At 70.2% G+C, this 22,519-nt stretch carries 19 protein-coding genes; 8 read left to right on the top strand and 11 right to left on the bottom strand.

Going from position 1 to position 22,519, the window contains the following annotated elements:
* Nucleotides 1-369: 369 nt before the first annotated feature.
* The 3 genes from ACGFW6_RS37615 to thyX all read right to left on the bottom strand — a co-directional run bounded on the left by ACGFW6_RS37615 (nt 370) and on the right by thyX (nt 4,050).
* Nucleotides 370-2,055 (bottom strand): ribonuclease J, encoded by a 1,686-nt coding sequence (locus ACGFW6_RS37615; RefSeq protein WP_393520490.1) that lies wholly within the window; start codon nt 2,053-2,055, stop codon nt 370-372.
* A gap of 157 nt (nt 2,056-2,212) precedes the next feature.
* Nucleotides 2,213-3,112 (bottom strand): 4-hydroxy-tetrahydrodipicolinate synthase, encoded by a 900-nt coding sequence (gene dapA / locus ACGFW6_RS37610; protein ID WP_393520488.1) that lies wholly within the window; start codon nt 3,110-3,112, stop codon nt 2,213-2,215.
* 197 nt (nt 3,113-3,309) lie between these two features.
* Nucleotides 3,310-4,050, bottom strand: a complete 741-nt coding sequence (thyX, locus tag ACGFW6_RS37605) for an FAD-dependent thymidylate synthase (RefSeq protein WP_393520486.1) — start codon at nt 4,048-4,050, stop codon at nt 3,310-3,312.
* A 210-nt stretch (nt 4,051-4,260) separates the two neighbouring features.
* Here thyX and ACGFW6_RS37600 point away from each other — a divergent pair, with 210 nt between their 5' ends.
* Complete coding sequence (locus tag ACGFW6_RS37600) at nt 4,261-4,497, top strand: hypothetical protein (RefSeq protein WP_393520484.1); 237 nt, start codon at nt 4,261-4,263, stop codon at nt 4,495-4,497.
* A 90-nt stretch (nt 4,498-4,587) separates the two neighbouring features.
* Nucleotides 4,588-5,142 carry a PH domain-containing protein gene (locus ACGFW6_RS37595; protein ID WP_393520482.1) on the top strand — a complete coding sequence of 185 codons (555 nt, stop codon included), beginning with the start codon at nt 4,588-4,590 and terminating at the stop codon, nt 5,140-5,142.
* Between the two features lie 86 nt (nt 5,143-5,228).
* Here ACGFW6_RS37595 and ACGFW6_RS37590 read toward each other — a convergent pair whose 3' ends face one another.
* The 6 genes from ACGFW6_RS37590 to eccD all read right to left on the bottom strand — a co-directional run bounded on the left by ACGFW6_RS37590 (nt 5,229) and on the right by eccD (nt 12,335).
* Nucleotides 5,229-5,681, bottom strand: a complete 453-nt coding sequence (locus tag ACGFW6_RS37590; protein ID WP_393520480.1) for a hypothetical protein — start codon at nt 5,679-5,681, stop codon at nt 5,229-5,231.
* Nucleotides 5,681-6,433, bottom strand: coding sequence for a 4-hydroxy-tetrahydrodipicolinate reductase (dapB, locus tag ACGFW6_RS37585; protein WP_393520478.1), 753 nt, complete (start codon nt 6,431-6,433; stop codon nt 5,681-5,683). The genes ACGFW6_RS37590 and dapB overlap by 1 nt, the downstream gene beginning before the upstream one ends.
* A gap of 28 nt (nt 6,434-6,461) precedes the next feature.
* Complete coding sequence (locus tag ACGFW6_RS37580; protein ID WP_393520476.1) at nt 6,462-7,841, bottom strand: M16 family metallopeptidase; 1,380 nt, start codon at nt 7,839-7,841, stop codon at nt 6,462-6,464.
* Nucleotides 7,838-10,060, bottom strand: a complete 2,223-nt coding sequence (locus tag ACGFW6_RS37575) for a polyribonucleotide nucleotidyltransferase (RefSeq protein ID WP_393520474.1) — start codon at nt 10,058-10,060, stop codon at nt 7,838-7,840. The genes ACGFW6_RS37580 and ACGFW6_RS37575 overlap by 4 nt, the downstream gene beginning before the upstream one ends.
* Nucleotides 10,061-10,392: 332 nt before the next feature.
* A complete protein-coding gene (rpsO, locus tag ACGFW6_RS37570; RefSeq protein WP_003993372.1) occupies nt 10,393-10,680 on the bottom strand; it encodes a 30S ribosomal protein S15 in 288 nt (95 codons plus the stop codon).
* A 197-nt stretch (nt 10,681-10,877) separates the two neighbouring features.
* Complete coding sequence (gene eccD, locus ACGFW6_RS37565) at nt 10,878-12,335, bottom strand: type VII secretion integral membrane protein EccD (RefSeq protein WP_393520472.1); 1,458 nt, start codon at nt 12,333-12,335, stop codon at nt 10,878-10,880.
* Between the two features lie 273 nt (nt 12,336-12,608).
* Here eccD and eccCa point away from each other — a divergent pair, with 273 nt between their 5' ends.
* From eccCa to ACGFW6_RS37535, 6 genes are all read left to right on the top strand, one after another.
* Nucleotides 12,609-16,553, top strand: coding sequence for a type VII secretion protein EccCa (eccCa, locus tag ACGFW6_RS37560; RefSeq protein ID WP_393520469.1), 3,945 nt, complete (start codon nt 12,609-12,611; stop codon nt 16,551-16,553).
* Nucleotides 16,554-16,707: 154 nt separating this feature from the next.
* Nucleotides 16,708-17,091, top strand: coding sequence for a hypothetical protein (locus ACGFW6_RS37555; RefSeq protein ID WP_063767554.1), 384 nt, complete (start codon nt 16,708-16,710; stop codon nt 17,089-17,091).
* Between the two features lie 85 nt (nt 17,092-17,176).
* Entirely contained in the window at nt 17,177-17,494 is a 318-nt protein-coding gene (locus tag ACGFW6_RS37550; RefSeq protein WP_393520467.1) for a DUF397 domain-containing protein, read from the top strand.
* A 111-nt stretch (nt 17,495-17,605) separates the two neighbouring features.
* Complete coding sequence (locus ACGFW6_RS37545; RefSeq protein WP_393520465.1) at nt 17,606-19,543, top strand: ATP-binding protein; 1,938 nt, start codon at nt 17,606-17,608, stop codon at nt 19,541-19,543.
* A 105-nt stretch (nt 19,544-19,648) separates the two neighbouring features.
* Nucleotides 19,649-20,971, top strand: coding sequence for an SUKH-4 family immunity protein (locus ACGFW6_RS37540; RefSeq protein ID WP_393520463.1), 1,323 nt, complete (start codon nt 19,649-19,651; stop codon nt 20,969-20,971).
* 70 nt (nt 20,972-21,041) lie between these two features.
* On the top strand, nt 21,042-21,350 hold the full coding sequence (locus ACGFW6_RS37535) for a hypothetical protein (RefSeq protein ID WP_030949654.1): 309 nt from the start codon (nt 21,042-21,044) through the stop codon (nt 21,348-21,350).
* Nucleotides 21,351-21,381: 31 nt separating this feature from the next.
* Here the strand turns inward: ACGFW6_RS37535 and ACGFW6_RS37530 are convergent, their stop codons facing one another.
* Nucleotides 21,382-21,813 carry a hypothetical protein gene (locus ACGFW6_RS37530; protein ID WP_393520461.1) on the bottom strand — a complete coding sequence of 144 codons (432 nt, stop codon included), beginning with the start codon at nt 21,811-21,813 and terminating at the stop codon, nt 21,382-21,384.
* Between the two features lie 334 nt (nt 21,814-22,147).
* Complete coding sequence (locus tag ACGFW6_RS37525; RefSeq protein ID WP_393520459.1) at nt 22,148-22,360, bottom strand: hypothetical protein; 213 nt, start codon at nt 22,358-22,360, stop codon at nt 22,148-22,150.
* Nucleotides 22,361-22,519: the final 159 nt, after the last annotated feature.

Below are 22,519 nucleotides of genomic sequence, written 5' to 3'. Positions count from 1 at the left end.
CATATCTGGCGTTGATTTTTGGCACGCTGTTGAGTTCTCAAGGAACGGACGCTTCCTTTGTACTCACCCTCTCGGGCTTTCCTCCGGGCTTTTCCCTTCGGTCTTGCGTTTCCGACTCTATCAGATCGTTTTCCGATCCGATTTCCTCGGTGCTTTCCAGGTTCCCGCTCTCGCGTTTCCCTTTCCGGCGGTTCCGACTTTATCAGAGACTCTGAGTCGGAATTTCCACCCCCTCCGGGGACTGGTTCCGACGCACGAAGTGGTCGGGTTCCCGGTCAGGCGGAGCCGTAAACGTACTGGAGCGGGGCGCCCCGATGCAAATCGAGGCGCCCCGCTCCTGGTTCAGACAGTCGGATGTCCGACGGGCCGTCAGACCTCCACGACCACAGGCAGGATCATCGGCCTGCGGCGGTACGTGTCGGAGACCCACTTGCCCAGGGTCCGCCGCACCAGTTGTTGCAGCTGGTGCGGTTCGACCACGCCGTCCTGGGCCGACCGCTCCAGTACTTCCGTGATCTTCGGGATGACGTCCCCGAAGGCGGAGTCCTCGATGCCGGAGCCGCGGGCCTGGATGTGCGGGCCGCCCGTGATCTTGCCGGTGGAGGAGTCCACCACCACGAAGACCGAGATGATGCCCTCGTCGCCGAGGATCTTGCGGTCCTTGAGCGCCGGCTCGCCGACGTCGCCGACCGAGAGACCGTCGACGTACACGTATCCGGCCTGGACCTTGCCGGAGATCTTGGCCTTGCCCTCGATGAGGTCGACGACCACGCCGTCCTCGGCGATGACGATGCGGTCGTGCGGGACGCCGGTGAGGGCGCCCAGTTCGGCGTTGGCCCGCAAATGGCGCCATTCGCCGTGCACCGGCATCAGGTTCTTCGGGCGGCAGATGTTGTAGAAGTACAGCAGCTCGCCGGCCGAGGCGTGGCCCGAGACGTGGACCTTGGCGTTGCCCTTGTGGACGACGTTCGCGCCCCAGCGGGTGAGGCCGTTGATGACGCGGTAGACCGCGTTCTCGTTGCCGGGGATGAGGGACGACGCCAGGATCACCGTGTCGCCGTCGACGATGCGGATCTGGTGGTCGCGGTTGGCCATCCTCGACAGGGCCGCCATCGGTTCGCCCTGCGAGCCCGTGCAGACGAGCACGACCTCGCTGTCCGGGAGGTCGTCGAGTGTCTTGACGTCCACCACCAGGCCCGGCGGGACCTTCAGGTAGCCGAGGTCGCGTGCGATGCCCATGTTGCGGACCATCGAGCGGCCGACGAAGGCGACCCGGCGGCCGTATTCGTGGGCCGCGTCCAGGATCTGCTGGATGCGGTGGATGTGGCTGGCGAAGCTGGCCACGATGATCCGCTTGCGGGCGCCCGCGAACACCTGGCGCAGGACGTTGGAGATGTCGCGCTCGGGCGGGACGAATCCCGGGACCTCGGCGTTCGTGGAGTCGGAGAGGAGGAGGTCGATGCCCTCTTCGCTCAGACGTGCGAACGCGTGCAGGTCTGTCAGACGGTTGTCCAGCGGGAGCTGGTCCATCTTGAAGTCGCCCGTGTGCACCACCATGCCGGCCGGGGTGCGGATGGCGACCGCCAGGGCGTCCGGGATGGAGTGGTTGACCGCGACGAACTCGCAGTCGAAGGGACCGATGCGCTCGCGGTTACCCTCCGCCACCTCAAGGGTGTACGGGCGGATGCGGTGCTCCTGGAGCTTGGCCTCGATCAGGGCGAGGGTCAGCTTGGAGCCGATCAGCGGGATGTCCGGCTTCTCGCGCAGCAGGAAGGGCACGCCGCCGATGTGGTCCTCGTGGCCGTGCGTGAGGACGATGCCCTCGATGTCGTCGAGGCGGTCCCGGATGGACGAGAAGTCCGGCAGGATCAGGTCGATTCCGGGCTGCTCCTCCTCGGGGAAGAGCACTCCGCAGTCGACGATCAGCAGACGGCCGCCGTACTCGAAGACCGTCATGTTTCGGCCGATCTCACCGAGGCCGCCGAGTGGGGTGACCCGCAGGCCGCCTTCGGGGAGCGGCGGGGGCGGGGCAAGTTCAGGATGCGGATGACTCAAAAGACTCTCCTCACCACGCACGCCACGTACCGGTGGGGCACGTGGCGCGCGTGACGTTCGTGCAGAAGCAGTTGTCGTTGTGTGTAGTGCGCAGGCACCGGTGGCCCGCTTATTCAGTTGTGGAGTCTGCTGCGCGACAGGCGCGCGAAGTCTGGTGTTAGAGCTGTACCCCGCCGGCGGCAAGATCGATCTTGAGCTGCTCGATCTCCTCGGGCGAGCACTCCGCCATGGGTGCGCGCAGCGGCCCGGCGGGAAGGCCCTGGAGGGCGAGGGCGGCCTTCGTCGTCATGACGCCCTGGGTGCGGAACATCCCGGTGTAGACCGGGAGCAGCTTCTGGTGGATCTCGGTGGCCTTCTGGACGTCGCCGGAGACGTGCGCGTCGACGAGCGCGCGCAGGTCGGGGGTGACGAGGTGGCCGACGACCGAGACGAAGCCGACCGCGCCCACGGAGAGCAGCGGCAGGTTCAGCATGTCGTCGCCGGAGTACCAGGCGAGGCCGGAGCGGGCGATGGCCCAGCTGGCTCGGCCGAGGTCGCCCTTCGCGTCCTTGTTGGCGACGATGCGCGGGTGCTCGGCCAGGCGGACGATGGTCTCGGTGTTGATCGGGACGCCGCTGCGGCCGGGGATGTCGTAGAGCATCACCGGCAGCTCGGTGCTGTCGGCGATGGCCTTGAAGTGCCGGTACAGGCCCTCCTGCGGGGGCTTGTTGTAGTACGGCGTGACGACCAGCAGGCCGTGTGCGCCCACCTGCTGGGCCGTGCGGGCGAGCTCCAGGCTGTGGCGGGTGTCGTTGGTGCCGACTCCGGCCACCACGTGGGCCCGATCGCCGACGGCCTCCACGACCGCCCGTACGAGATCCGCTTTCTCCGCGTTGCTGGTGGTGGGGGACTCGCCGGTGGTGCCGTTGATGATCAGGCCGTCGTTGCCTGCGTCCACCAGGTGCGCGGCGAGCCGCTGTGCGCCGTCGATGTCGAGTGCGCCGTCCGCCGTGAAGGGCGTGATCATGGCGGTGAGGACGCGCCCGAAGGGGGTCTGCGGAGTGGAGGTCGGAGCCATGGGTTACACGCTACTCGTTGCGCACGGCCGGGTCTGCCCTAGGGGGGTGCGGGAAAGTCAGGACAAATATGGAGCCCGGCACTGCCTGCTCGGGGGTTCAAGCAGTGCCGGGTCCGTTTGATCAGGCTAGATGAACTTCTCTAAATGCCGCAATACGGACACTTCATGCGGCTGACGCGCCCCGGTGTCCGGGGGCGTTACGGCGCCACGCGGCCGTTCGCGTTGAAGGCGGCGTACGTGAGCGGCATGAGCTTGGCCCACTCCGCCTCCATCTTCTCGCCGACCATCTCGATCTCCCGCTGCGGGAAGGACGGGACCTTGGCCAGCTCGTGCTGGGTGCGCAGGCCGAGGAAGTGCATCAGCGAGCGGGCGTTGCAGGTGGCGTACATCGAGGAGAACAGGCCGACCGGGAGGACGGCCCGGGCGACCTCGCGGGCCACGCCGGCGGCGAGCATCTCCTGGTAGGCCTCGTACGCCTGCTGGTAGGAGTCCTCCATGGTGCGGCCGACCAGCTCCTGCTGGGCCTGGGTGCCCTCCACGAAGACGTACTTGCCCGGGCGGCCCTCCTGGACCAGCTTGCGGGAGGCGTCGGGGACGTAGAAGACGGGCTGGAGCTCCCTGTACCGGCCGCTCTCCTCGTTGTACGACCAGCCCACGCGGTGCCGCATGAACTCGCGGAAGACGAAGATGGGGGCGCTGATGAAGAAGGTCATCGAGTTGTGCTCGAAGGGGCTGCCGTGCCGGTCCCGCATCAGGTAGTTGATCAGCCCCTTGGAGCGCTCGGGGTCCTTCTGCAGCTCCTCCAGGGACTGCTCGCCGGCGGTGGAGACGCGGGCGGCCCACAGCACGTCGGAGTCGGCCGCGCTGTGCTTGACCAGCTCGACGGAGACGTCACTGCGGAAGCTGGGCTTGAGTTCGTCGGCGGGGGTGTCGGTCACGGCTCGGGGGGTCCTTCCATCACTTCTGCGGGCGGCGCCCACTCTACGGGTCGGCACTGACAACGGGGCGTTCGGTGCCGGGTCGCGACATACGTCGGCGAACATCAGCGAATTTCTGTGAATTCGGTGAAACCGGGCACCTTTTGGGGCGCTCGCTCGTCTGTGTTGGTGACGGTTGCACCTACGATCCCGAGAGGAGAAGACCCACCGATGTTCCGTCGGCGCGAGTCCGTTCCCTTCGCCTTCCTCGCCGAAGCCGACCGATTCCGCAGCAATGTCACTCCCCCGCCCCGAGAGCGGGCGTCCGCCGGTCAGCTGGCCGGGCGCTGGCTGCTGGGACTCACCCTCGTCGCAGGGCTCGTGGGCTCGCTGGTGATCGGGATGCCGGCCCTGTCGACCGACACCGGCTCGCCGGCCCAGCAGTCCCAGGCGTCCCAGGGGCGCTGACCCCTTCGGACCCCCAAGGGTGGTGAGCGCGGACGCGGGTCGATAGCCTCACCGGGCACAGCCCATGCATGGATTGAGTGAGGACCAGCCGTGCCCCTGCCCTTCCTGACGGCCGATCGCGCTTTCGAGGCAGCCGACGACGTCGCGCTGCCCTTCGACGACCACGAGCGCTGGCGGCGGCCCTACCGCCCCGGTCCGTGGCGGGTGGGCGCGGCCGCGCTGTGGCTGCTGCTCGCCTCGTACGTGCTGTTCGCGGCCGTCATCATCGCCCTGACCGGCACGATCACCGAGGCCGGTGTCGTCTTCGCCATCGCGTTGGCCATCATCGCCGGTGCGCTTCGGCTGCTGCGGATGGGTGTGTGGGTGAGCTCGCACGGGCTGCGCCGGGTGCAGTTCCTCATCACGCGGACGGTGCCCTGGGAGCAGGTCGCCGCGGTGCGCACGGTGCAGCAGCCGGTGCGCTGGCTGGGGCTGCCGCGCACGGTGCAGGGGCAGGCGCTGATGCTCGTACGGCACGGTCGCGCGGCCGACGACGTACCGATGCTGATGACCACGCACAACGCCGACTTCCTCGCCCGGGTCGCGGCCTTCGACCGGGCCACCGACGCCATCGAGGCGTGGGCCGCGGAGAACTCGCGCGGCTGACCGCACACGGCACGCGAAAGGGGCCGGTCCGCCACAGCGGACCGGCCCCTTCGGCATACGGCCGAGTCGTGACCGTACCGCGTTGATCAGACCTCGACGGGCCTTCCTTCGTGCAGGGCGATCGCGCGCTGCATCGCCTTGCGGGCACGCGGGGTGTCGCGGGCGTCGTGGTAGGCGACGGCGAGGCGGAACCAGCTGCGCCAGTCCTCGGGGGACGCCTCCGTCTCGGCCTTGCGCCTGGCGAAGACCTCGTCGGCCGAGTCACGGTCGATACGGCCGCTGGGCGTGCGCTTCAGCTCGTCGACGGGCAGACCGCCCTCGGCGTCGAGTGCCGCGGCGAGGGCGTTGGCCTTGCGGACGAACTGGGTGTTCTTCCACAGGAACCACAGGCCGATGACCGGCAGGATCAGCACCGCCACGCCGAAGGTGACCGTGAGGACCGTGCCGGACTGGATGAGCATCACGCCACGGCTGCCGACCAGGACGAAGTAGACGACCAGGACGGCGGCCGTTATGGCGTAGGACAGCTTCGCGCGCATCAGCCCAGGTCCAGGAAGTGTTCCAGGCCGAAGGTCAGGCCGGGAGTGGTCACCACGCGGCGCGCGCCGAGCAGGATGCCCGGCATGAAGCTGCTGTGGTGGAGGGAGTCGTGGCGGATGGTGAGGGTCTCGCCCTCGCCGCCGAGCAGGACCTCCTGGTGGGCGAGCAGGCCGCGCAGCCGGACGGAGTGGACGGGGATGCCGTCGACGTCCGCGCCGCGCGCGCCGTCCAGGGCCGTCTCCGTGGCGTCCGGCGCCGGGGCGGTGCCGGCGGCGCGGCGGGCCTCGGCGATGAGCTGGGCCGTGCGCGTGGCCGTACCGCTCGGGGCGTCGACCTTCTTCGGGTGGTGCAGTTCGACGACCTCGACCGACTCGAAGTAGGGCGCGGCGATCTGCGCGAACTTCATGTTCAGGACGGCCCCGATGGAGAAGTTCGGCGCGATGAGCACGCCCGTCCGCGGGGAGGCGGCCAGCCAGCCGTTCAGCTGCGCGAGGCGCTCGTCGGTCCAGCCCGTGGTGCCGACGACCGCGTGGATGCCGTGGTTCACGCAGTAGTCGAGGTTGGCCATGACCGAGTCGGGCGTGGTCAGTTCGACGGCCACCTGGGCGCCCGTCTCCGCGAGGGTCTCCAGCTTGTCGCCCCGGCCGAGGGCGGCGACCAGCTCCATGTCCTCGGCGGCCTCGACCGCTCGTACCGCCTCGGAGCCGATCCGGCCCTTGGCGCCGAGGACCGCCACGCGCAGCTTGCTCATCTCTTGTGCTTCCTTCAGCAGGGGATTGTCAGGCGACGGCGTCGTTGAGCCGGGACGCCTGCTTGTCCTTCAGCGGGCCGATGACCGACAGCGAGGGCCGCCGGCCCAGGATGTCGCGGGCGACCGAGCGGACGTCGTCCGGGGTCACGGCCGCTATCCGGGTCAGCATGTCGTCGACGGACATCTGCTCGCCCCAGCACAGCTCACTCTTGCCGATGCGGTTCATGAGCGCACCGGTGTCCTCCAGACCGAGGACCGTGGAGCCGCGCAGCTGGCCGATGGCGCGGTCGATCTCGTCGTCGGACAGGCCGTGTTCGGCGACATGGTCGAGCTCGTCGCGGCAGATCTTCAGCACGTCGTGGACCTGCGAGGGCCGGCAGCCGGCGTACACGCCGAACAGGCCGCAGTCGGCGAAGCCGGAGGTGTACGAGTAGACGCTGTAGGCGAGACCGCGCTTCTCGCGGACCTCCTGGAACAGCCGGGAGGACATGCCGCCCCCGAGGGCGGTGTTGAGGACGCCCAGCGCCCACCGGCGCTCATCGGTGCGGGCCAGGCCGGGCATGCCGAGGACGACGTGGGCCTGCTCGGTCTTGCGGCCGAGGAGCTCGACGCGGCCGGCGGTGCGCAGGGCACGGCGGCCGTCGCGCGGGGCGACAGGGGCCGCGTCGCCGTTCTTGAAGGCGCCCGCCTTCTCGAAGGCCGCGCGGACCTGGCGTACGACCTTGTTGTGGTCGATGTTGCCGGCGGCCGCCACGACCAGGTGCGTCGGGTCGTAGTGCTTCTTGTAGAAGCGGCGGATGCGGTCGGCGGTGAGGGCGTTGACCGTGTCGACGGTGCCGAGGACCGGGCGGCCGAGGGGGTTGTCGCCGAACATCGTGTGCGCGAACAGGTCGTGCACGCAGTCGCCCGGGTCGTCCTCGGTCATGGCGATCTCTTCGAGGATCGCGCCGCGTTCGACGTTGACGTCCTCTTCGAGTATCAGCGAGCCCGTCAGCATGTCGCAGACGACGTCGATGGCGAGCGGCAGATCGGTGTCGAGCACACGCGCGTAGTAGCAGGTGTACTCCTTCGCCGTGAACGCGTTCATCTCGCCGCCGACGGCGTCGAGGGCGGAGGAGATGTCCAGGGCGGACCTGCGGGTGGTGCCCTTGAAGAGCAGGTGCTCCAGGTAGTGCGTGGCGCCGTTCAGTGTCGGCGTCTCGTCGCGGGAGCCGACGTGCGCCCAGATGCCGAAGGTCGCCGAGCGGACCGAGGGCAGGGTCTCGGTGACGATGCGCAAGCCGCCCGGGAGGGTGGTCTTGCGGACGGTGCCGATGCCGTTCTCGCCCTTGATCAGGGTTTGGGTACGGGCGACGGCCCGCGCCTCCGAGGAGGTGCGGGCCGTCGCCATGGAGCTACTCGACGTCACTTGTCGGTGTCGTCCTTCTGGTCGTCCTCGGAGCCTTCCTCGCCCTCGATCACGGGGACCAGGGAGAGCTTGCCGCGGGAGTCGATCTCGGCGATCTCGACCTGGACCTTCTGGCCCACGCCGAGGACGTCCTCGACGTTCTCCACGCGCTTGCCGCCGGCCAGCTTGCGGATCTGCGAGATGTGCAGCAGACCGTCCTTGCCGGGGAGCAGCGAGACGAAGGCGCCGAACGTCGTCGTCTTCACGACCGTGCCCAGGTAGCGCTCGCCGACCTCGGGCATCGTCGGGTTGGCGATGCCGTTGATCGTGGTGCGGGCGGCCTCGGCGGCCGGGCCGTCGGCGGCACCGATGTAGATGGTGCCGTCGTCCTCGATCGTGATCTCGGCGCCGGTGTCCTCCTGGATCTGGTTGATCATCTTGCCCTTGGGGCCGATGACCTCGCCGATCTTGTCGACCGGGATCTTCACGGTGATGATCCGCGGCGCGTTCGGGGACATCTCGTCCGGCGTGTCGATCGCTTCCATCATCACGTCGAGGATGTGGAGGCGGGCGTCACGGGCCTGCTTGAGGGCGGCGGCCAGGACGGAGGCCGGGATGCCGTCCAGCTTGGTGTCGAGCTGGAGGGCGGTCACGAACTCCTTGGTGCCGGCGACCTTGAAGTCCATGTCGCCGAAGGCGTCCTCCGCACCGAGGATGTCGGTGAGGGTGACGTAGTGGGTCTCGCCCTCGATGTCCTGGGAGATCAGGCCCATCGCGATACCGGCGACGGGGGCCTTCAGCGGCACACCGGCGTTCAGCAGCGACATGGTGGAGGCGCAGACCGAGCCCATGGACGTCGAGCCGTTGGAGCTCAGCGCCTCGGAGACCTGGCGGATCGCGTAGGGGAACTCCTCGCGCGTCGGCAGGACGGGGACCAGGGCGCGCTCGGCGAGGGCGCCGTGGCCGATCTCGCGGCGCTTCGGGGAGCCGACGCGGCCGGTCTCGCCGGTGGAGTACGGCGGGAAGTTGTAGTTGTGCATGTAGCGCTTGCGCGTCACCGGCGACAGCGTGTCCAGCTGCTGCTCCATGCGGAGCATGTTCAGGGTGGTGACGCCCAGGATCTGGGTCTCGCCACGCTCGAACACGGCGGAGCCGTGCACGCGCGGGATGGCCTCGACCTCGGCGGCGAGCGTACGGATGTCCGTCACGCCACGGCCGTCGATCCGCTTCTTCTCCTTGATCACGCGCTCGCGGACGAGCTGCTTGGTCAGGGAGCGGTACGCGGCGGAGATCTCCTTCTCGCGGCCCTCGAACTCCGGCAGGAGCTTCTCGGCGGCGAGCGCCTTGACGCGGTCCAGCTCGGACTCGCGCTCCTGCTTGCCGGCGATGGTCAGCGCGGAGGCGAGCTCCGGCTTGACGGCGGCGGTCAGGGCCTCGAGGACGTCGTCCTGGTAGTCCAGGAAGATCGGGAACTCGCCGGTCGGCTTGGCGGCCTTCGCGGCGAGGTCGGCCTGGGCCTTGCACAGGACCTTGATGAAGGGCTTCGCGGCGTCCAGACCGGCGGCGACGACTTCCTCGGTCGGGGCCTCGGCGCCACCCTGGACGAGCTTGATGGTGCCCTCGGTGGCCTCGGCCTCGACCATCATGATCGCGACGTCGCCGTCCTCCAGGGTGCGGCCCGCGACGACCATGTCGAAGACGGCGTCCTCGAGCTCGGTGTGCGTCGGGAAGGCCACCCACTGGCCGCGGATCAGCGCGACGCGGACGCCGCCGATCGGGCCGGAGAAGGGCAGGCCGGCCAGCTGCGTGGACGCGGACGCGGCGTTGATCGCCACGACGTCGTACAGGTGGTCGGGGTTGAGCGCCATGATCGTGGCGACGACCTGGATCTCGTTGCGCAGGCCCTTCTTGAAGGACGGGCGCAGCGGGCGGTCGATGAGGCGGCAGGTGAGGATCGCGTCCTCGGAGGGGCGGCCCTCACGGCGGAAGAAGCTGCCGGGGATCTTGCCGGCGGCGTACATCCGCTCCTCGACGTCCACCGTCAGGGGGAAGAAGTCGAGCTGGTCCTTGGGGTTCTTGGAGGCGGTGGTGGCCGACAGCACCATGGTGTCGTCGTCCAGGTACGCCACGGCGGAGCCGGCGGCCTGCTTGGCCAGGCGGCCCGTCTCGAAGCGGATGGTGCGGGTGCCGAAGGAGCCGTTGTCGATGACGGCCTCGGCGTAGTGGGTCTCGTTCTCCACTAGCGTTTTCTCCGTTACTTTGTCGTCTTTTGTCCCGTCGCTGCCCGTGTGGCAGGGGGACGGTGGCGGAGAAGCGCTCCGTGCGGTGCGGGCCGGTCTTCGATCGAAGCACCCGGGGCTCACTCCCCCGGGGGCCACTACCGAGGACCGGCGGCGGCTAGGTGCGCTTCTCCTCGTACTCGTCTTGCTGTGTCATCCGTACTGCGTTGTGCTACCACACTACAAAGCGTGAGTGACACTCCGCATGTTTCCGCACGTACGGCTGACTTTCCGTACGTACGGCAAAGGGAGCGGCTCCCGATCGTTCCGGGAACCGCTCCCCTCGTGGCGTCCTACTTGGCGCCCGCCGCACCGCGGCGGATGCCGAGGCGGTCGACCAGCGCACGGAAGCGCTGGATGTCCTTCTTCGCCAGGTACTGGAGAAGGCGGCGGCGCTGACCGACGAGGATCAGCAGACCACGACGCGAGTGGTGGTCGTGCTTGTGGGTCTTGAGGTGCTCGGTCAGGTCGGAGATCCGACGCGAAAGCATGGCGACCTGGACCTCGGGGGAGCCGGTGTCGCCCTCCTTCTGGCCGAACTCGGTGATGATCTGCTTCTTCGTAGCGGCGTCGAGCGGCACGCGTACTCCTCATGAGTCTTCTGTTGCCACCGAGTGCCCCTGGTCTGCTTCTCAGGGGAGCTTCCATGACTCGGGAGGCGGGGATCCGTAGGGCGCTTCCCCCAGGTGGACCCGGGGGCGCGTACACAAACGGCCGTCACACAGCGTACCAGCACGCGAGCACGCCTCTGACAGGCGGGCCCGCGTGCCGGTGGGGGTCAGACGCCGCCGCGTACCTTGCCGTAGACGTCGAGGACGGCCAGGCAGATCGGGACCAGGGAGAGCAGGACCAGCGAGTCGGCGAGGTCGAGCATGCGGCCCCAGAAGGGGGACAGGCCCTTCTGCGGGACGATCAGCGCGATCGCGATCAGCAGCAGCACACCGGCACCGACGGAGGCGCCGAGCCACAGGGTACGTACGTCGACCGGGCCAGAGTCGCCCCGGAGCAGATCGATGACGATGTCGGCGGGCGGCGAGATCGCGAGGCCGAGGACCAGCAGGGCGAGCGTGACGACACCGGCCACGAACAGGCACGTGACCTGCGCGGTGTAGCGGAACAGACGGGCCCGCAGCATCGCGGCGAGGCCGGCGCACAGGGCAAGCAGCTGGGCCCAGCCGTTGTCGCTGAAGCCGAGCACCGCGCCGCCGGCGCCGATGATCACTGCGGCGCAGCCGCCGACGAGGCCGAGCAGCAGTTCGTGGCCGCGGCTGGTCTGGGCGACGATGCGCTGGACGTCGACGGCCTCGAGGTCGCCCTCGCGGCCCTCGCGGCGGGCGCGGGCCAGGTCCTCGGGGTTGCGGAAGCCGATCGGGAGCTTGGCGAAGCGGGCCGACCAGCCGGGCAGGAAGCCGACCACCGCCAGCGCGACGACCGAGGTGCCGGCGGCGATCTCCCGGGGCTCGGCCTCGGTGAGCACACCGCAGAACACGGCGAGGGTGCCGATGGCGGAGGCCAGCGCGGCGGCCACGAACGGGGCGTCGCCCTGCGGCAGCAGCATGATCAGTACGACGGAGCAGAGCAGGACGGCGACGCAGCCGACGAGGAACTGGATCCGGCCCGGGCCCTCGCCCGCGTCCTGCGGAATCGCGCCGGAGCCGGCGATGAGCGCGTGGGGCAGCGCGGAGATGCCGAGCGCGACGGCGGAGCCGCGGTCCTCGTACACCCGGGCCCGCACGCCGGCGAGCGACATCAGGGCCACCGCGGTGACGCCGGCCAGGATGCCCTGGAGGCCGTGCATGTCGTGGCGCAGCGGATCCGCGAACCAGAAGACGAAGCCGAGCATGACCAGCAGCAGCGACCCCGCGACCAGGCCGGCGACCCGCATCAGGTTGTCGTTCCAGCTGCGGACGTCCTGCTTGACCGCGGCGGCGATGGCGTCGACCACGTCGTCGTGCACGGCCGGCGGCAGCGAGTCGGCGAACGTGCGCAGCAGCAGCACCTCGCCGTCCCTGACCCGGTGCTCCAGCAACGAGCGGCTCGCGTCGAGTACTTGGCCCTCGCGGGTCACGAGGTGGTAACCGGCGGGACTGGTGTCCGACTGGACCAGGCCCGAGAGTCTGACGATCTCGGGAAAGAGGTCCTGGACCGGCAGGTCCTCCGGCAGCGCCACATCGACGCGACTGTCCGGCGCTGCGATGGTGATTCGGCAGAAACCTGTCGAAGTCCCCGTGCTCACCTGGTGTTCCCCCTGCTAGACAAGGCTCTTCGCACCGCTCCTACGGCGCGGGTCGCCACCCTATCCGCTGCCACCCCCGCCCCAGGACCTACCTCCCGCATTCCTCCCAGGACCTGCGCCGCATCTCCATCCGCCTGCCTCCCTCGGGCACCCGGCGCATCAGTAGGATCGTCGTCCACGCGAACGACGCCTACGCGAACGAAGAACACGTCGCGGTACACGGGGGCGTCGGTGCCAGGACGTACGTATCAATCGCGAAGGATGAGTGCATCGGTGAGCGTCGTCATCATCAAACGGCCACCGCGGATAGTGCCACCGGCCGTCCCGGACGGCGAGGTCAAACTGGAGACGCCCCCCGAGATCCCTCGCGAGGGCGACGAGAGCATGCTCATGAACCTGCTGCCCATGATGGGCATGCTGGGTTCGGTCGGCTTCTTCTTCATGCCCAACCTGCCCTCTTACATGAGGGTGGTCGGCGGGCTGATGCTGGCGTCGACACTGGCCATGGCCATCGCCCAGTTCGCCAAGTCCCGGCAGGGCGGCGGCGCGGGCATGGCCCAGGACCGGCGTGACTACTTCCGCTACCTGGAGCAGGTCCGCAAGGACGTGCACAAGACCGCGGAACTGCAGCGGCAGAGCCAGCTCTTCCAGCACCCCGACCCGGAGCAGCTCTGGGCGGTGGCCGCCGACGGCAAGCGGCTGTGGGAGCGGCGTCCGACGGACGCGGACTTCGCCTCGGTGCGGATCGGGCGCGGTGTGCAGCAGCTCAACACCCCGCTCGTGGCGCCGGAGACGGCCCCGAAGGAGGAGCTGGAGCCGCTGACCGCCGCGGCCATGAAGGCGTTCCTCGACGCGCACGGCAGCCTGTCCGACCTTCCGGTTGCCGTCTCGCTGCGCGCCTTCTACCACGTCACGATCTGCGGCGAGTCGGACACGGTCTACGGCAACGCCCGCGCGAGCCTGTCCCAGCTGGCGACGCTGCACTCGCCCGAGGACCTGATGATCGCCGTGGTGGCGCATCCCTCCGCGGCGGCGGACTGGGACTGGATCAAGTGGCTGCCGCACAGCCAGCACCCGAAGGCCAAGGACGGGGCGGGCTCGTCCCGGCTCCTCTTCGACGACCTCGGGGAGCTGGAGGAGGCGCTGGCGGACCAGCTGGGCGACCGGCCCCGCTGGAACCGTGAGGCCAACCCGGTCTACGACCAGCCGCACCTGATCGTGGTGCTCGACGGCGGCACCGTGCCGCCGGACTCCGAACTCGCCAGCAGCGAGGGCCTCCAGGGCGTGACGTTCCTGGAGATCTCCCCCGGCCCGCTGGAGGAGGAGCTGCGCGCCGGACTGACGGTGTACGTGAAGCCGGAGCGGATGCGGCTGTTCGTCGGCCACGAGTCGGCGTACACGGGCCGGCCCGATGTGCTCAACCCGGCGCAGGCCGAGTCCCTGGCGCGGCAGCTGGCACCCTTCCGGGTCGGTTCGGCGGAAGAGGGCGAACCGCTGCTGTCCAACCTGGACTTCACGGACCTCATGGGCATCGGCGACGCGGGCACGGTCGACGTCTCCCGCACCTGGCGTCCGCGCACCCTGCACGAACGGCTGCGGGTGCCGATCGGTGTCGGCGAGAACGGCGAGCCGGTCATGCTGGACCTCAAGGAGGCCTCGCAGGAGGGCATGGGCCCGCACGGCCTGTGCGTCGGCGCCACCGGTTCCGGCAAGTCCGAGGTGCTGCGCACCCTAGTGCTCGGTCTCGCGGTGACGCACTCATCGGAGACGCTGAACTTCATCCTCGCGGACTTCAAGGGTGGCGCGACCTTCGCGGGCATGGCGGACATGCCGCACACCGCGGCCGTGATCACCAACCTCGCGGACGACCTCACCCTCGTCGACCGCATGCGTGACTCGATCATGGGTGAGACGCAGCGCCGGCAGGAACTGCTGCGCTCGGCCGGCAACTACGCCAATCTGCACGACTACGAGAAGGCGCGGGCGGCGGGTGCCGCGCTGGAGCCGATGGCCTCGCTGGTGATCGTGCTCGACGAGTTCTCCGAACTCCTCACGGCCAAGCCGGACTTCATCGACATGTTCATCCAGATCGGCCGTATCGGCCGGTCGCTGGGCATCCACCTGCTGCTGGCCTCGCAGCGCCTGGAGGAAGGCAAGCTGCGCGGCCTCGACACCTACCTGTCGTACCGGATCGGTCTGCGCACCTTCTCCGCGGCCGAGTCCCGTACCGCGATCGGTGTCCCGGACGCCTACCACCTGCCGTCGATCCCGGGTTCCGGCTATCTGCGCTACGACACCGACACCATGGTCCGCTTCAAGGCGGCGTACGTGTCGGGGCCGTACCACGGTGAGGGCCCGTCGCGCGTGCACCGGTCGACGCAGCTGCGTCCGGCGCTGTTCTCGGCGGAGCACGTGGCGCTGCCGCCGCAGCCGGTGGTCGAGGAGCCGGAGCCCGACAACCGGGTGGACGACGCGCTCGCCGACACCGTCCTGGACGTCCTCGTCAGCCGGATGATCAACCAGGGTCCGCCCGCCCACCAGGTGTGGCTGCCGCCGCTGGAGGAGGCGCCGTCGCTGGAGCAGCTGCTCCCGCAGCTCGCCGTCACCCCGGAGCGCGGCCTGACCGCGCCCGACTACACGGCGCTCGGCCGGCTCAACGTGCCGGTCGGTCTGGTGGACAAGCCGTTCGAGCAGCGGCGTGACGTGCTGTACCGGGACTTCGCGGGCGGTGCGGGCCACGGTCTGTTCGTCGGTGGTCCGCAGTCCGGCAAGTCGACGCTGCTGCGTACGCTCATCTCGTCGTTCGCGCTCACCCACACGCCGTCCGAAGTGCAGTTCTACTGCCTGGACTTCGGCGGTGGCTCGCTGATCTCGATGGAGGAGCTGGCGCACGTCGGCGGCGTCGCGAACCGTCTGGACGCCGAGAAGGTGCGCCGTACCGTCAGCGAGGTCGAGGGGATCCTCAACGCGCGCGAGGAGTACTTCCGCGAGCACAACGTCGACTCGGTCACGACCTACCGCCAGCGGCGGGCCGCGGGTCAGCTGCCGGACCAGGTCTGGGGCGATGTCTTCCTCGTCATCGACGGCTGGGCCACCTTCAAGACCGACTACGAGATGCTGGAAGCGACCGTCACCGAGATCGCGACCCGCGGTCTCGGCTTCGGTGTGCACGTGATCCTGACGGCGAGCCGCTACACCGAGGTGCGGCCGGCGCTCAAGGACATGCTCCAGAACCGCATCGAGCTCCGGCTCGGCGACCCGACGGAGTCGGAGATCGACCGCAAGGTCGCGCAGAACGTCCCCGCGACCGTGCCGGGCCGTGGTCTGACGCCGGACAAGCTGCACTTCATGACGGCGCTGCCGCGTGTCGACGGCTCGTCGGGGACGGAGGACCTGTCCGAGGCGACGTCGATCCTCATCGGCGGGATCAACGAGAACTGGCAGGGCAGCCACGCTCCCGCCGTACGGCTGCTGCCCACCATGCTGCAGGTGGACCGCCTGCCCAAGGGCTTCGAGCACCCGGAGCGCGGTGTCGCCGTCGGTATCGACGAGTCGTCGCTGTCGCCGGTCTTCGTCGACTTCGAGACCGACCCGCTCTTCATCGTGTTCGGTGAGAGCGAGTCCGGTAAGTCGGCGATCCTGCGGCTGCTGGTCAAGCAGATCACCGAGCGCTACACGCCGGACCAGGCGAAGATCGTCATGGGCGACTACCGGCGTGCCCACCTGGAGGGCGTGCCCGACTCGCACCTGTCGCGGTACTGCGCCTCGGCGCCGGCCCTGACGGAGACGCTGGAGGGCCTGGCCGGCTCGATGCACCGCCGGATGCCCGGCCCGGACGTCACGCCCGAGCAGCTGCGCAACCGCAGCTGGTACAGCAGCCCGGACGCGTTCGTCATCGTCGACGACTACGACCTGGTGGCGACCGGCGTGAACCCGCTGGCCCCGCTCCTGGAGTACCTGCCGTTCGCCCGCGACATCGGTCTGCGCGTCATCATCGCCCGTGCCTCGGGCGGTGCGAGCCGCTCGCTGTACGAGCCGGTGATGCAGCGCATGCGGGAGCTCGGCGCGCAGGGCGTGGTGCTCTCCGGCGACCGGTCGGAGGGCCAACTGCTCGGCAACATCACCGCCACGCAACTGCCGCCCGGCCGTGGGTACTTCCACACGCGCCGGCGTGGTGGGCAGCTGATCCAGACGGGGTGGCTGCCGAACCGGTTCTGAGGGACGGTCGGTAGATCCGGAGGGGCGGTACCCGCGCGGGGTGCCGCCCCTCTCCCGTTGCCGGTGGGGGCTGGGGCTCGCGCGGGCAGCCCGGTTAAGGTGGCCGTGCGACAGAAATGACGAGCCACGGGGGGCAGTTGTGCCGTCGGACTACATGGATTCCGATCCCGAGGTCCTCAAGACCGAGGGCTTCCACATGTTCAACGTCGGCCTGGACTTCGGCAAGGCCGTGACAGCCCTGCAGACCGGGCTGACCGCGCTGGAGAAGGGCGACACCCCACCGTGGGGCGACGACGACATCGGCGAGAAGTTCGGCGTCGTCTACGAGGGTCTGCGCGACGGCATGTACGAGTCGATGGCCAGCCTCGCGGAACGTCTCGCCGGGATGGGCGTCGCCTTCACCAAGATGGGCGTGGCCCACGAGCTGAACGAGGCCGAGCAGGACGCCATCTGGAAGGAGACGACGGCCCAGTACGACGGTCAGGTCAAGGTTCCGACCGGGGTCGCGCACGCCAGGTTGCGGCCGCACGACCTCTGATCCGCGACGGGCACGTGCGGGGCGACCGACCTCAGTAGGGTGAGACCCGTACGTCGTTCGCACGTCAGGGAAGAGGCCCAGCGGCATGACCGAGGCAAGCAACAACGAGGTCGGGACTCAGGCCGAGGACATCAAGGCGCGCAAGGAGCGGGAGCGCGACGAGCTGTACGCCCTCGACATCTCCGGAGTCGAGTGGGTCTGCGCGCCCGGCACCGAGGAGCACGAGGAGCGCGTCGAGATCGCGTACCTGCCCGAGGGCGCTGTGGCCATGCGGTCCTCCCTCGATCCCGACACGGTTCTGCGGTACACCGAGGCGGAGTGGCGGGCGTTCGTGCTCGGGGCGCGGGACGGGGAGTTCGACCTGGAGGCGTCGCCTCGGGGTGGTGGGGTAGCGGCCGAGTAGACGGCCGCCGTCCGGCATCGGGCAGGGTCTTCCACCTGCCCGGCAGCCCTGCTCGACGCCTAAGATCGGGGTCGTATCGAACGCGTCCGCGACGGCGGAGGACGGGGACCCATGACCGGCTCGACCGAGGACTACGCACCACACCCCCACATAGGCGGCCGCAACGCCGCGCTGCGCGCGTTGAGCGCATGGCGTGGATCCGCGCCCGGCGCCCCGCGCGTGGTGGTGCTCACCGGCGGTTCGGGCAGCGGGCGTTCGAGGCTGCTCACCGGGTTCCTGATGCTGTGCGATCCGGAGTACCGCAAGCGGCTGCCGCTGGACGAGATGGATCCGTCGACGGTGCCGCCGCACCTGCCCGCACCGGCTGTACCGGCCGCCGAAGGACTCACCGCCGCCCAGTTGCTGTGGCTGCTCGCCGACCACTACGAGCTCGATGCCCGCAGCACCGGGGGCGTGTTCGCCGAACTGGCGGCGCTCGCCGAGCCGGTGACGGTCGTCGTCCCGGATGTCGACCGTGCCGGCCCGGTGCGGGCCATCGGTGAGCCGGCCCGGATCGTCAGGGAGGTCCTGGCTCCGCTGGCCGCCACCGGGACCGTCCGGCTCCTGGCCGAGGTGCCGCGTCCGCTGGTCGGCGAGCTGACCTCGGGGCTGCCGTCCGGCGCGGTGCAGGTCATCGACCTCGACGAGCCGGAGTGGGCCGACCCCGAGGGGCTGGTGCTGCACGCGCAGGCCGCGCTGAACCCGGAGTTCGGCGCACCGGAGCTGCCGTTCACCGTGGACCCCGCCGTACGTCTCGCGCTGGGCGCGGCGATCGGACGCAGGGCCGGGAGCCCGCTCGTCGTCCAGCTCGCCGTCAACGGCATCCTGATGGCTCCGGAAGGCTTCGACCCGGCCGACGAGAGGCATCTGCCGACCTCCGTCGGTGAGGCGCTGGACCTGCACGCCGGGCGGCTCGGCGCCGACCCGCAGCAGCTGAGGCTCCTGCTGGCGCCGCTCGCCCTGGCCGAGTCCGACCGCATGCCGGTCGGCCTGTGGGCGAGGCTGGTCAGTGCGGTCGCCGGGCGGGACATGAGCCAGGCCCTCGCGGACGGGATGCTCCTCGCCGGGCCCTTCGTGCAGCCGAGGGAAGAGGAGGCGGCGGACACGGAGGACGGCCCGCGTATGTCGCTGGGGCTGCTGCACCCGGCCGTCGGGGACGAGATCCGCGCCGGGCTGCCCAGCGTCCGAGCCGCTCAGACGCAGGTCGCGATGGCGCTGCTGGAGGCCGTGCCCGAGCAGGACTGGAGCAAAGCCGACCCGTACGTCCGCGACCACATCGCCGGCCACACCCTGGAAGCCGGCCTGCTCCCCCAACTCCTCACCGACCCCGGCCTGTTCGTGCACGCCGACCCGGTGCCGCTGCGCGCCGCCGTCGAGGCGGTGCCGGCGGCGGAGCTGGGCGCTCCGGCCCGTACGTATCTGCGTACGGCGCCTGTGCTGACCCGCACCCAGCCACCCCCGCTGCTGCGCGCCGCGCTGCTGGAGACGGCGTTCGTCGAGGACGGCCTGCCCGAGTACGCCGAAGCGATCCACCAGCGGCTCGGCCTCGAACTGCCCTGGCGGACGCTGTGGAGTCTGCCCGTGCCCGGCATCAGCGCCGTGACGGTCGGCAGCCTGCCCCACCCCGACGGTGCGGCGACTCCGGTGGCCGTACTGGTGGTCCCGGCGGGCACGCCCGGGGCGCGGCCGGTCGGTGGGCCCGGGGAGGAATCCCGTGCCGCGGTGCTCGTCCATGGGCTCGTACGACCCGGTGACCTCGGTGACGTCGACCCGGCGCTGGTCGTCCGCCCCTCCGAGGAGCAGCGTGCCGCCGCCCCGCTGGGGCTGAGCCGGGGCGCCGACTACCTGCGTGTCTGGGCCAGGGCTGACCAGGAGGTCGTGGCCGCGCTCATCTCCGACACGCCCTTCACCGCCGCCGACCTCTCCCCCGACGGGATCCTGCTCCTCGCGACCGAGCGCGGCGCGAAGGCCCTCCGCATCCGCGCGGCGGACTCGGGGATAGCCTCGTAAGCGCTACGACGGCCGGACGGACATCGTGCCGCAGGCGCCCCACCTGAGCCGCATCACCCACATGCCTCGCACCACCAGCGACCGACCCCTCCGAAGGAGCCTCCCGTGACCAGCCAGGAGCAGGCGCTCGCCATCGCCGACCGTTGGCTCAACCCGGAAGGCTCGGCGCAGCCGCACCGCGCGGTCCGGATGCAGGAATTCGACCTGGGCTGGGTCGTATGGGCCGCACCTGCGGAGCCCGAGCGCGACCCGGAGACCGGGGAGCGGCGGCCACCGGCCGAGATCGGCAACGCCTGCGGTGTCGTGGACCGCCGTACCGGCGAGCTGACGGTCTGGCCTTCGGTGCCGGTCGACGAGGTCGTCCAGATGTACCTGCGGAAGCACGGCGACTCGGGGCAGGGCCCGTACGGAGATACCCGGCCGGTCACCGGGCCCGGCAACACCGCCGTCTTCACGTACATCGACCCGGCGAACGGTGAGGAGACCACCCTCTTCCGCAACTCCGGCCCCGGCCTCGCCCCTTCCGAGTACCAGGCGTGGGCCGACCTGCGACGGATGAACGTTCCCGTCGAAAGTGTCACCGCCATCCACACGGACCTGCGTCCCAGCCTCCTCCCCGGCGGCTACACGGCCGAACTCCTCAACACCTTCCCCAACGCGCGGCTGTCCTGCTCGCAGAGCTACGGCGCCCGCCCCGAGGTACGCGCCGAGGGCATCGAGGCGCTGGTCGAGCAGGTCGAGACGATGCACCGGATCGCGGGTCAGCAGCCGCCGCCCCGCCCGCGCCGTGTACCGGTGCCCGCGCAGGTGACGCCCGCGGAGCCGATGGACGACGAGGCCCTCGGCCGGCGTCTGGTCGAGGTCTTCGGCGAGGACGGCGTACGTCGCTACGAAGCCGAGGCCGTCGCGGGCGGCGCGCTGCCGGAGAGCACCGCCTCCACGCTCGCCGAGGCCGGTATCCCCGCCGACCTCCCGCTCTTCTTCACCGCCGACCGGACCGACGCGCCGCCTGCCGGTGGCCTGTTCACCGATGTCGCCACGAATCTGCGGGAGCGGCGCAGCCCGGCCGGTGAGGAGAAGATCGCCGTCCTGGCCCACCTGGCCAGGATCGGGTTCGACGGCGTGGCGGTCATCGCGGTGCAGTGCCGGCCGGGCGCGGGGCAGCCTGACGGGCTCGGGGCGCTGTGGGCGGTGGACCCCGTGACGGCCACCTCTCGCTACGTCAACGTCTCGGTCGTCACTTTCGCCCGCTCCCTGGCGCTGCTCGCGGACGCACGGCAGCGGATGCGCGGCCTCGACCCGGTCGCGGCGGGCGGTGAAATGGCCGCGCTGCAGGAGCAGTTGGCGGCGGTCGACGCGTCCGCGCTCGCGAACGCGGAGACCTGGTGGTCGCTGATCGTCGAGCAGATGTGGCACGGGCTGTTCTGACCCGCCCCGGGCTCAGCACCGCGAAGATCCCGCCGAGAGATCCAGACCCAGCCGACTAGGAGCGCAGCACGTGACTTCGGACAACCCGGCCCCGCCGACCACCGCCGAGCAGGCCCTCGCCATCGTGCGCGGCCGGTACGCGCAGCCCAAGCTGCCGGACGGCACTCCGGCCGAGCTGCGCGTCGAGGAGTTCGACATCGGGTACCTGGTGTACGCGGTGTTCCCGCCGGTCACGGACGCGGCCGGCCGGCCGCAGCCCGCTCCGCCCGGCGGGAGCAAGATCGTGGTCGCCAAGGACACCGGCGAGACCGTCACCGTCCCCAACTACCCGACCCAGACGGCGATCGCGCTGTACCGCAAGCAGCGTCAGGCTCAGTGAGCCGTACGCGGATCGGCAGCGGGTACGGGGATCAGTACAGGGAGAAACCACCGCTGTGCCGGCCGCCCTGGCCCTTCTTCCCGTCCTGGGGAGGCTGACCCTGCGGGCCCTTCGGCTCCGCGGCCCCTGAGGACGGGCCACCGCTCCCCGGTGTCTCCCCGTGCCTGACCTGGTCGCGCTCCTCCTCCGAGAGCGACTCCCACTGGCCGCGCAGGGACGCCATGCCACCGCCGAGGGCGCGTGCCACCGCGGGGTCGTCCAGGGCGTCGCGCAGGGCGAGGCGGCCGGAGAGCATCCTCTTGGCGGCCTCCTGCATGTCCTTGCTGACGCCGTCGGTCTCGGTCAGCTTGCGCAGAGCGGAGTTCAGCGAACGGATCTGTGCCGGTTCGAGGGCCTCGTCCAGCACACCGCGCTCCTGCGAAGAGCCGTGCGGGTCCGGTGAGTTATCGGGTTGCCTGGCCATGTCGCTTCTCCTCGCTGCTCCTGCCCGAACTCGACACCCGCAGTATCTCCCGTCACGCGCGGGTGACGCGCCCCGCCCACCTTCGGACGTGAACCGCTCCCGCCGACCCCCATGCAGCCGTACGGATATCCGCAGCCCCCGCAGCAGCCGCGCGGTCCTCGGCGTCCGCCGGGAGCCGCGCCTCGGATGGTGAAGGCGGCCGTCGTCGTCATAGCGATCGTCGGTGGCCTGGGCTGCTACGTCTGGCACTACAACGCTTCGACCACTCCTTGTGCTTCACCAAGGTGTGAGCATCGCGTTCATCGCGTCGGTGGGGGACGGCTGACCGGGCCCGTCAGGGCAACGCGTTCCCCAGCGTCGCGCCCACCGCTCCGACGATGATCGCCATCAGGGCCCAGCGGGTGCGCCCGCGGCGGGCCCACTCCACGGCGGGACCGGCGCAGGCGAGGCCCATGGCGTATGCAGCGATCCACGCACCCGCGCCGCCGTCGAGGCGTCCCGCGATTCCGACGAGGCTGTACAGCGCCACCAGGGCCCCGGCGCCCATGAGGGCGGTCCGGGCGCTCCGCGCCTGCTGGGACCGTGCCCGCGCGACGCCCGGATCCGGCAGCTGCTAGAAACGCACGCGGAGTTCATCCGCTTCTTGCCGGACCGGCTCGCGCTCGTCGCGTCCCGCCAGCGTCTGTTCCCCATCGTGCGTAGTCAT

The sequence above is a fragment of the Streptomyces sp. Y7 genome, from assembly GCF_043195415.1.
In the GTDB taxonomy this organism is placed as follows: Bacteria; Actinomycetota; Actinomycetes; order Streptomycetales; family Streptomycetaceae; genus Streptomyces.
Note: the sequence above shows the minus strand (reverse complement) of the source record. Positions and strands in the feature narration are given on the sequence as shown.

Excerpts from the sequence above, each read along its gene's own strand:
- ACGFW6_RS37545 (WP_393520465.1), top strand. The coding sequence starts at position 17,606 with ATGACCGGCTCGACCGAGGACTACGCACCACACCCCCACATAGGCGGC.
- ACGFW6_RS37530 (WP_393520461.1), bottom strand. The coding sequence starts at position 21,813 with ATGGCCAGGCAACCCGATAACTCACCGGACCCGCACGGCTCTTCGCAG.
- dapB (WP_393520478.1), bottom strand. The coding sequence starts at position 6,433 with ATGAGCAAGCTGCGCGTGGCGGTCCTCGGCGCCAAGGGCCGGATCGGC.
- ACGFW6_RS37550 (WP_393520467.1), top strand. The coding sequence starts at position 17,177 with ATGACCGAGGCAAGCAACAACGAGGTCGGGACTCAGGCCGAGGACATC.
- ACGFW6_RS37525 (WP_393520459.1), bottom strand. The coding sequence starts at position 22,360 with ATGGGCGCCGGGGCCCTGGTGGCGCTGTACAGCCTCGTCGGAATCGCG.
- ACGFW6_RS37555 (WP_063767554.1), top strand. The coding sequence starts at position 16,708 with ATGGATTCCGATCCCGAGGTCCTCAAGACCGAGGGCTTCCACATGTTC.
- ACGFW6_RS37590 (WP_393520480.1), bottom strand. The coding sequence starts at position 5,681 with ATGCGCGCGAAGCTGTCCTACGCCATAACGGCCGCCGTCCTGGTCGTC.
- dapA (WP_393520488.1), bottom strand. The coding sequence starts at position 3,112 with ATGGCTCCGACCTCCACTCCGCAGACCCCCTTCGGGCGCGTCCTCACC.
- ACGFW6_RS37600 (WP_393520484.1), top strand. The coding sequence starts at position 4,261 with ATGTTCCGTCGGCGCGAGTCCGTTCCCTTCGCCTTCCTCGCCGAAGCC.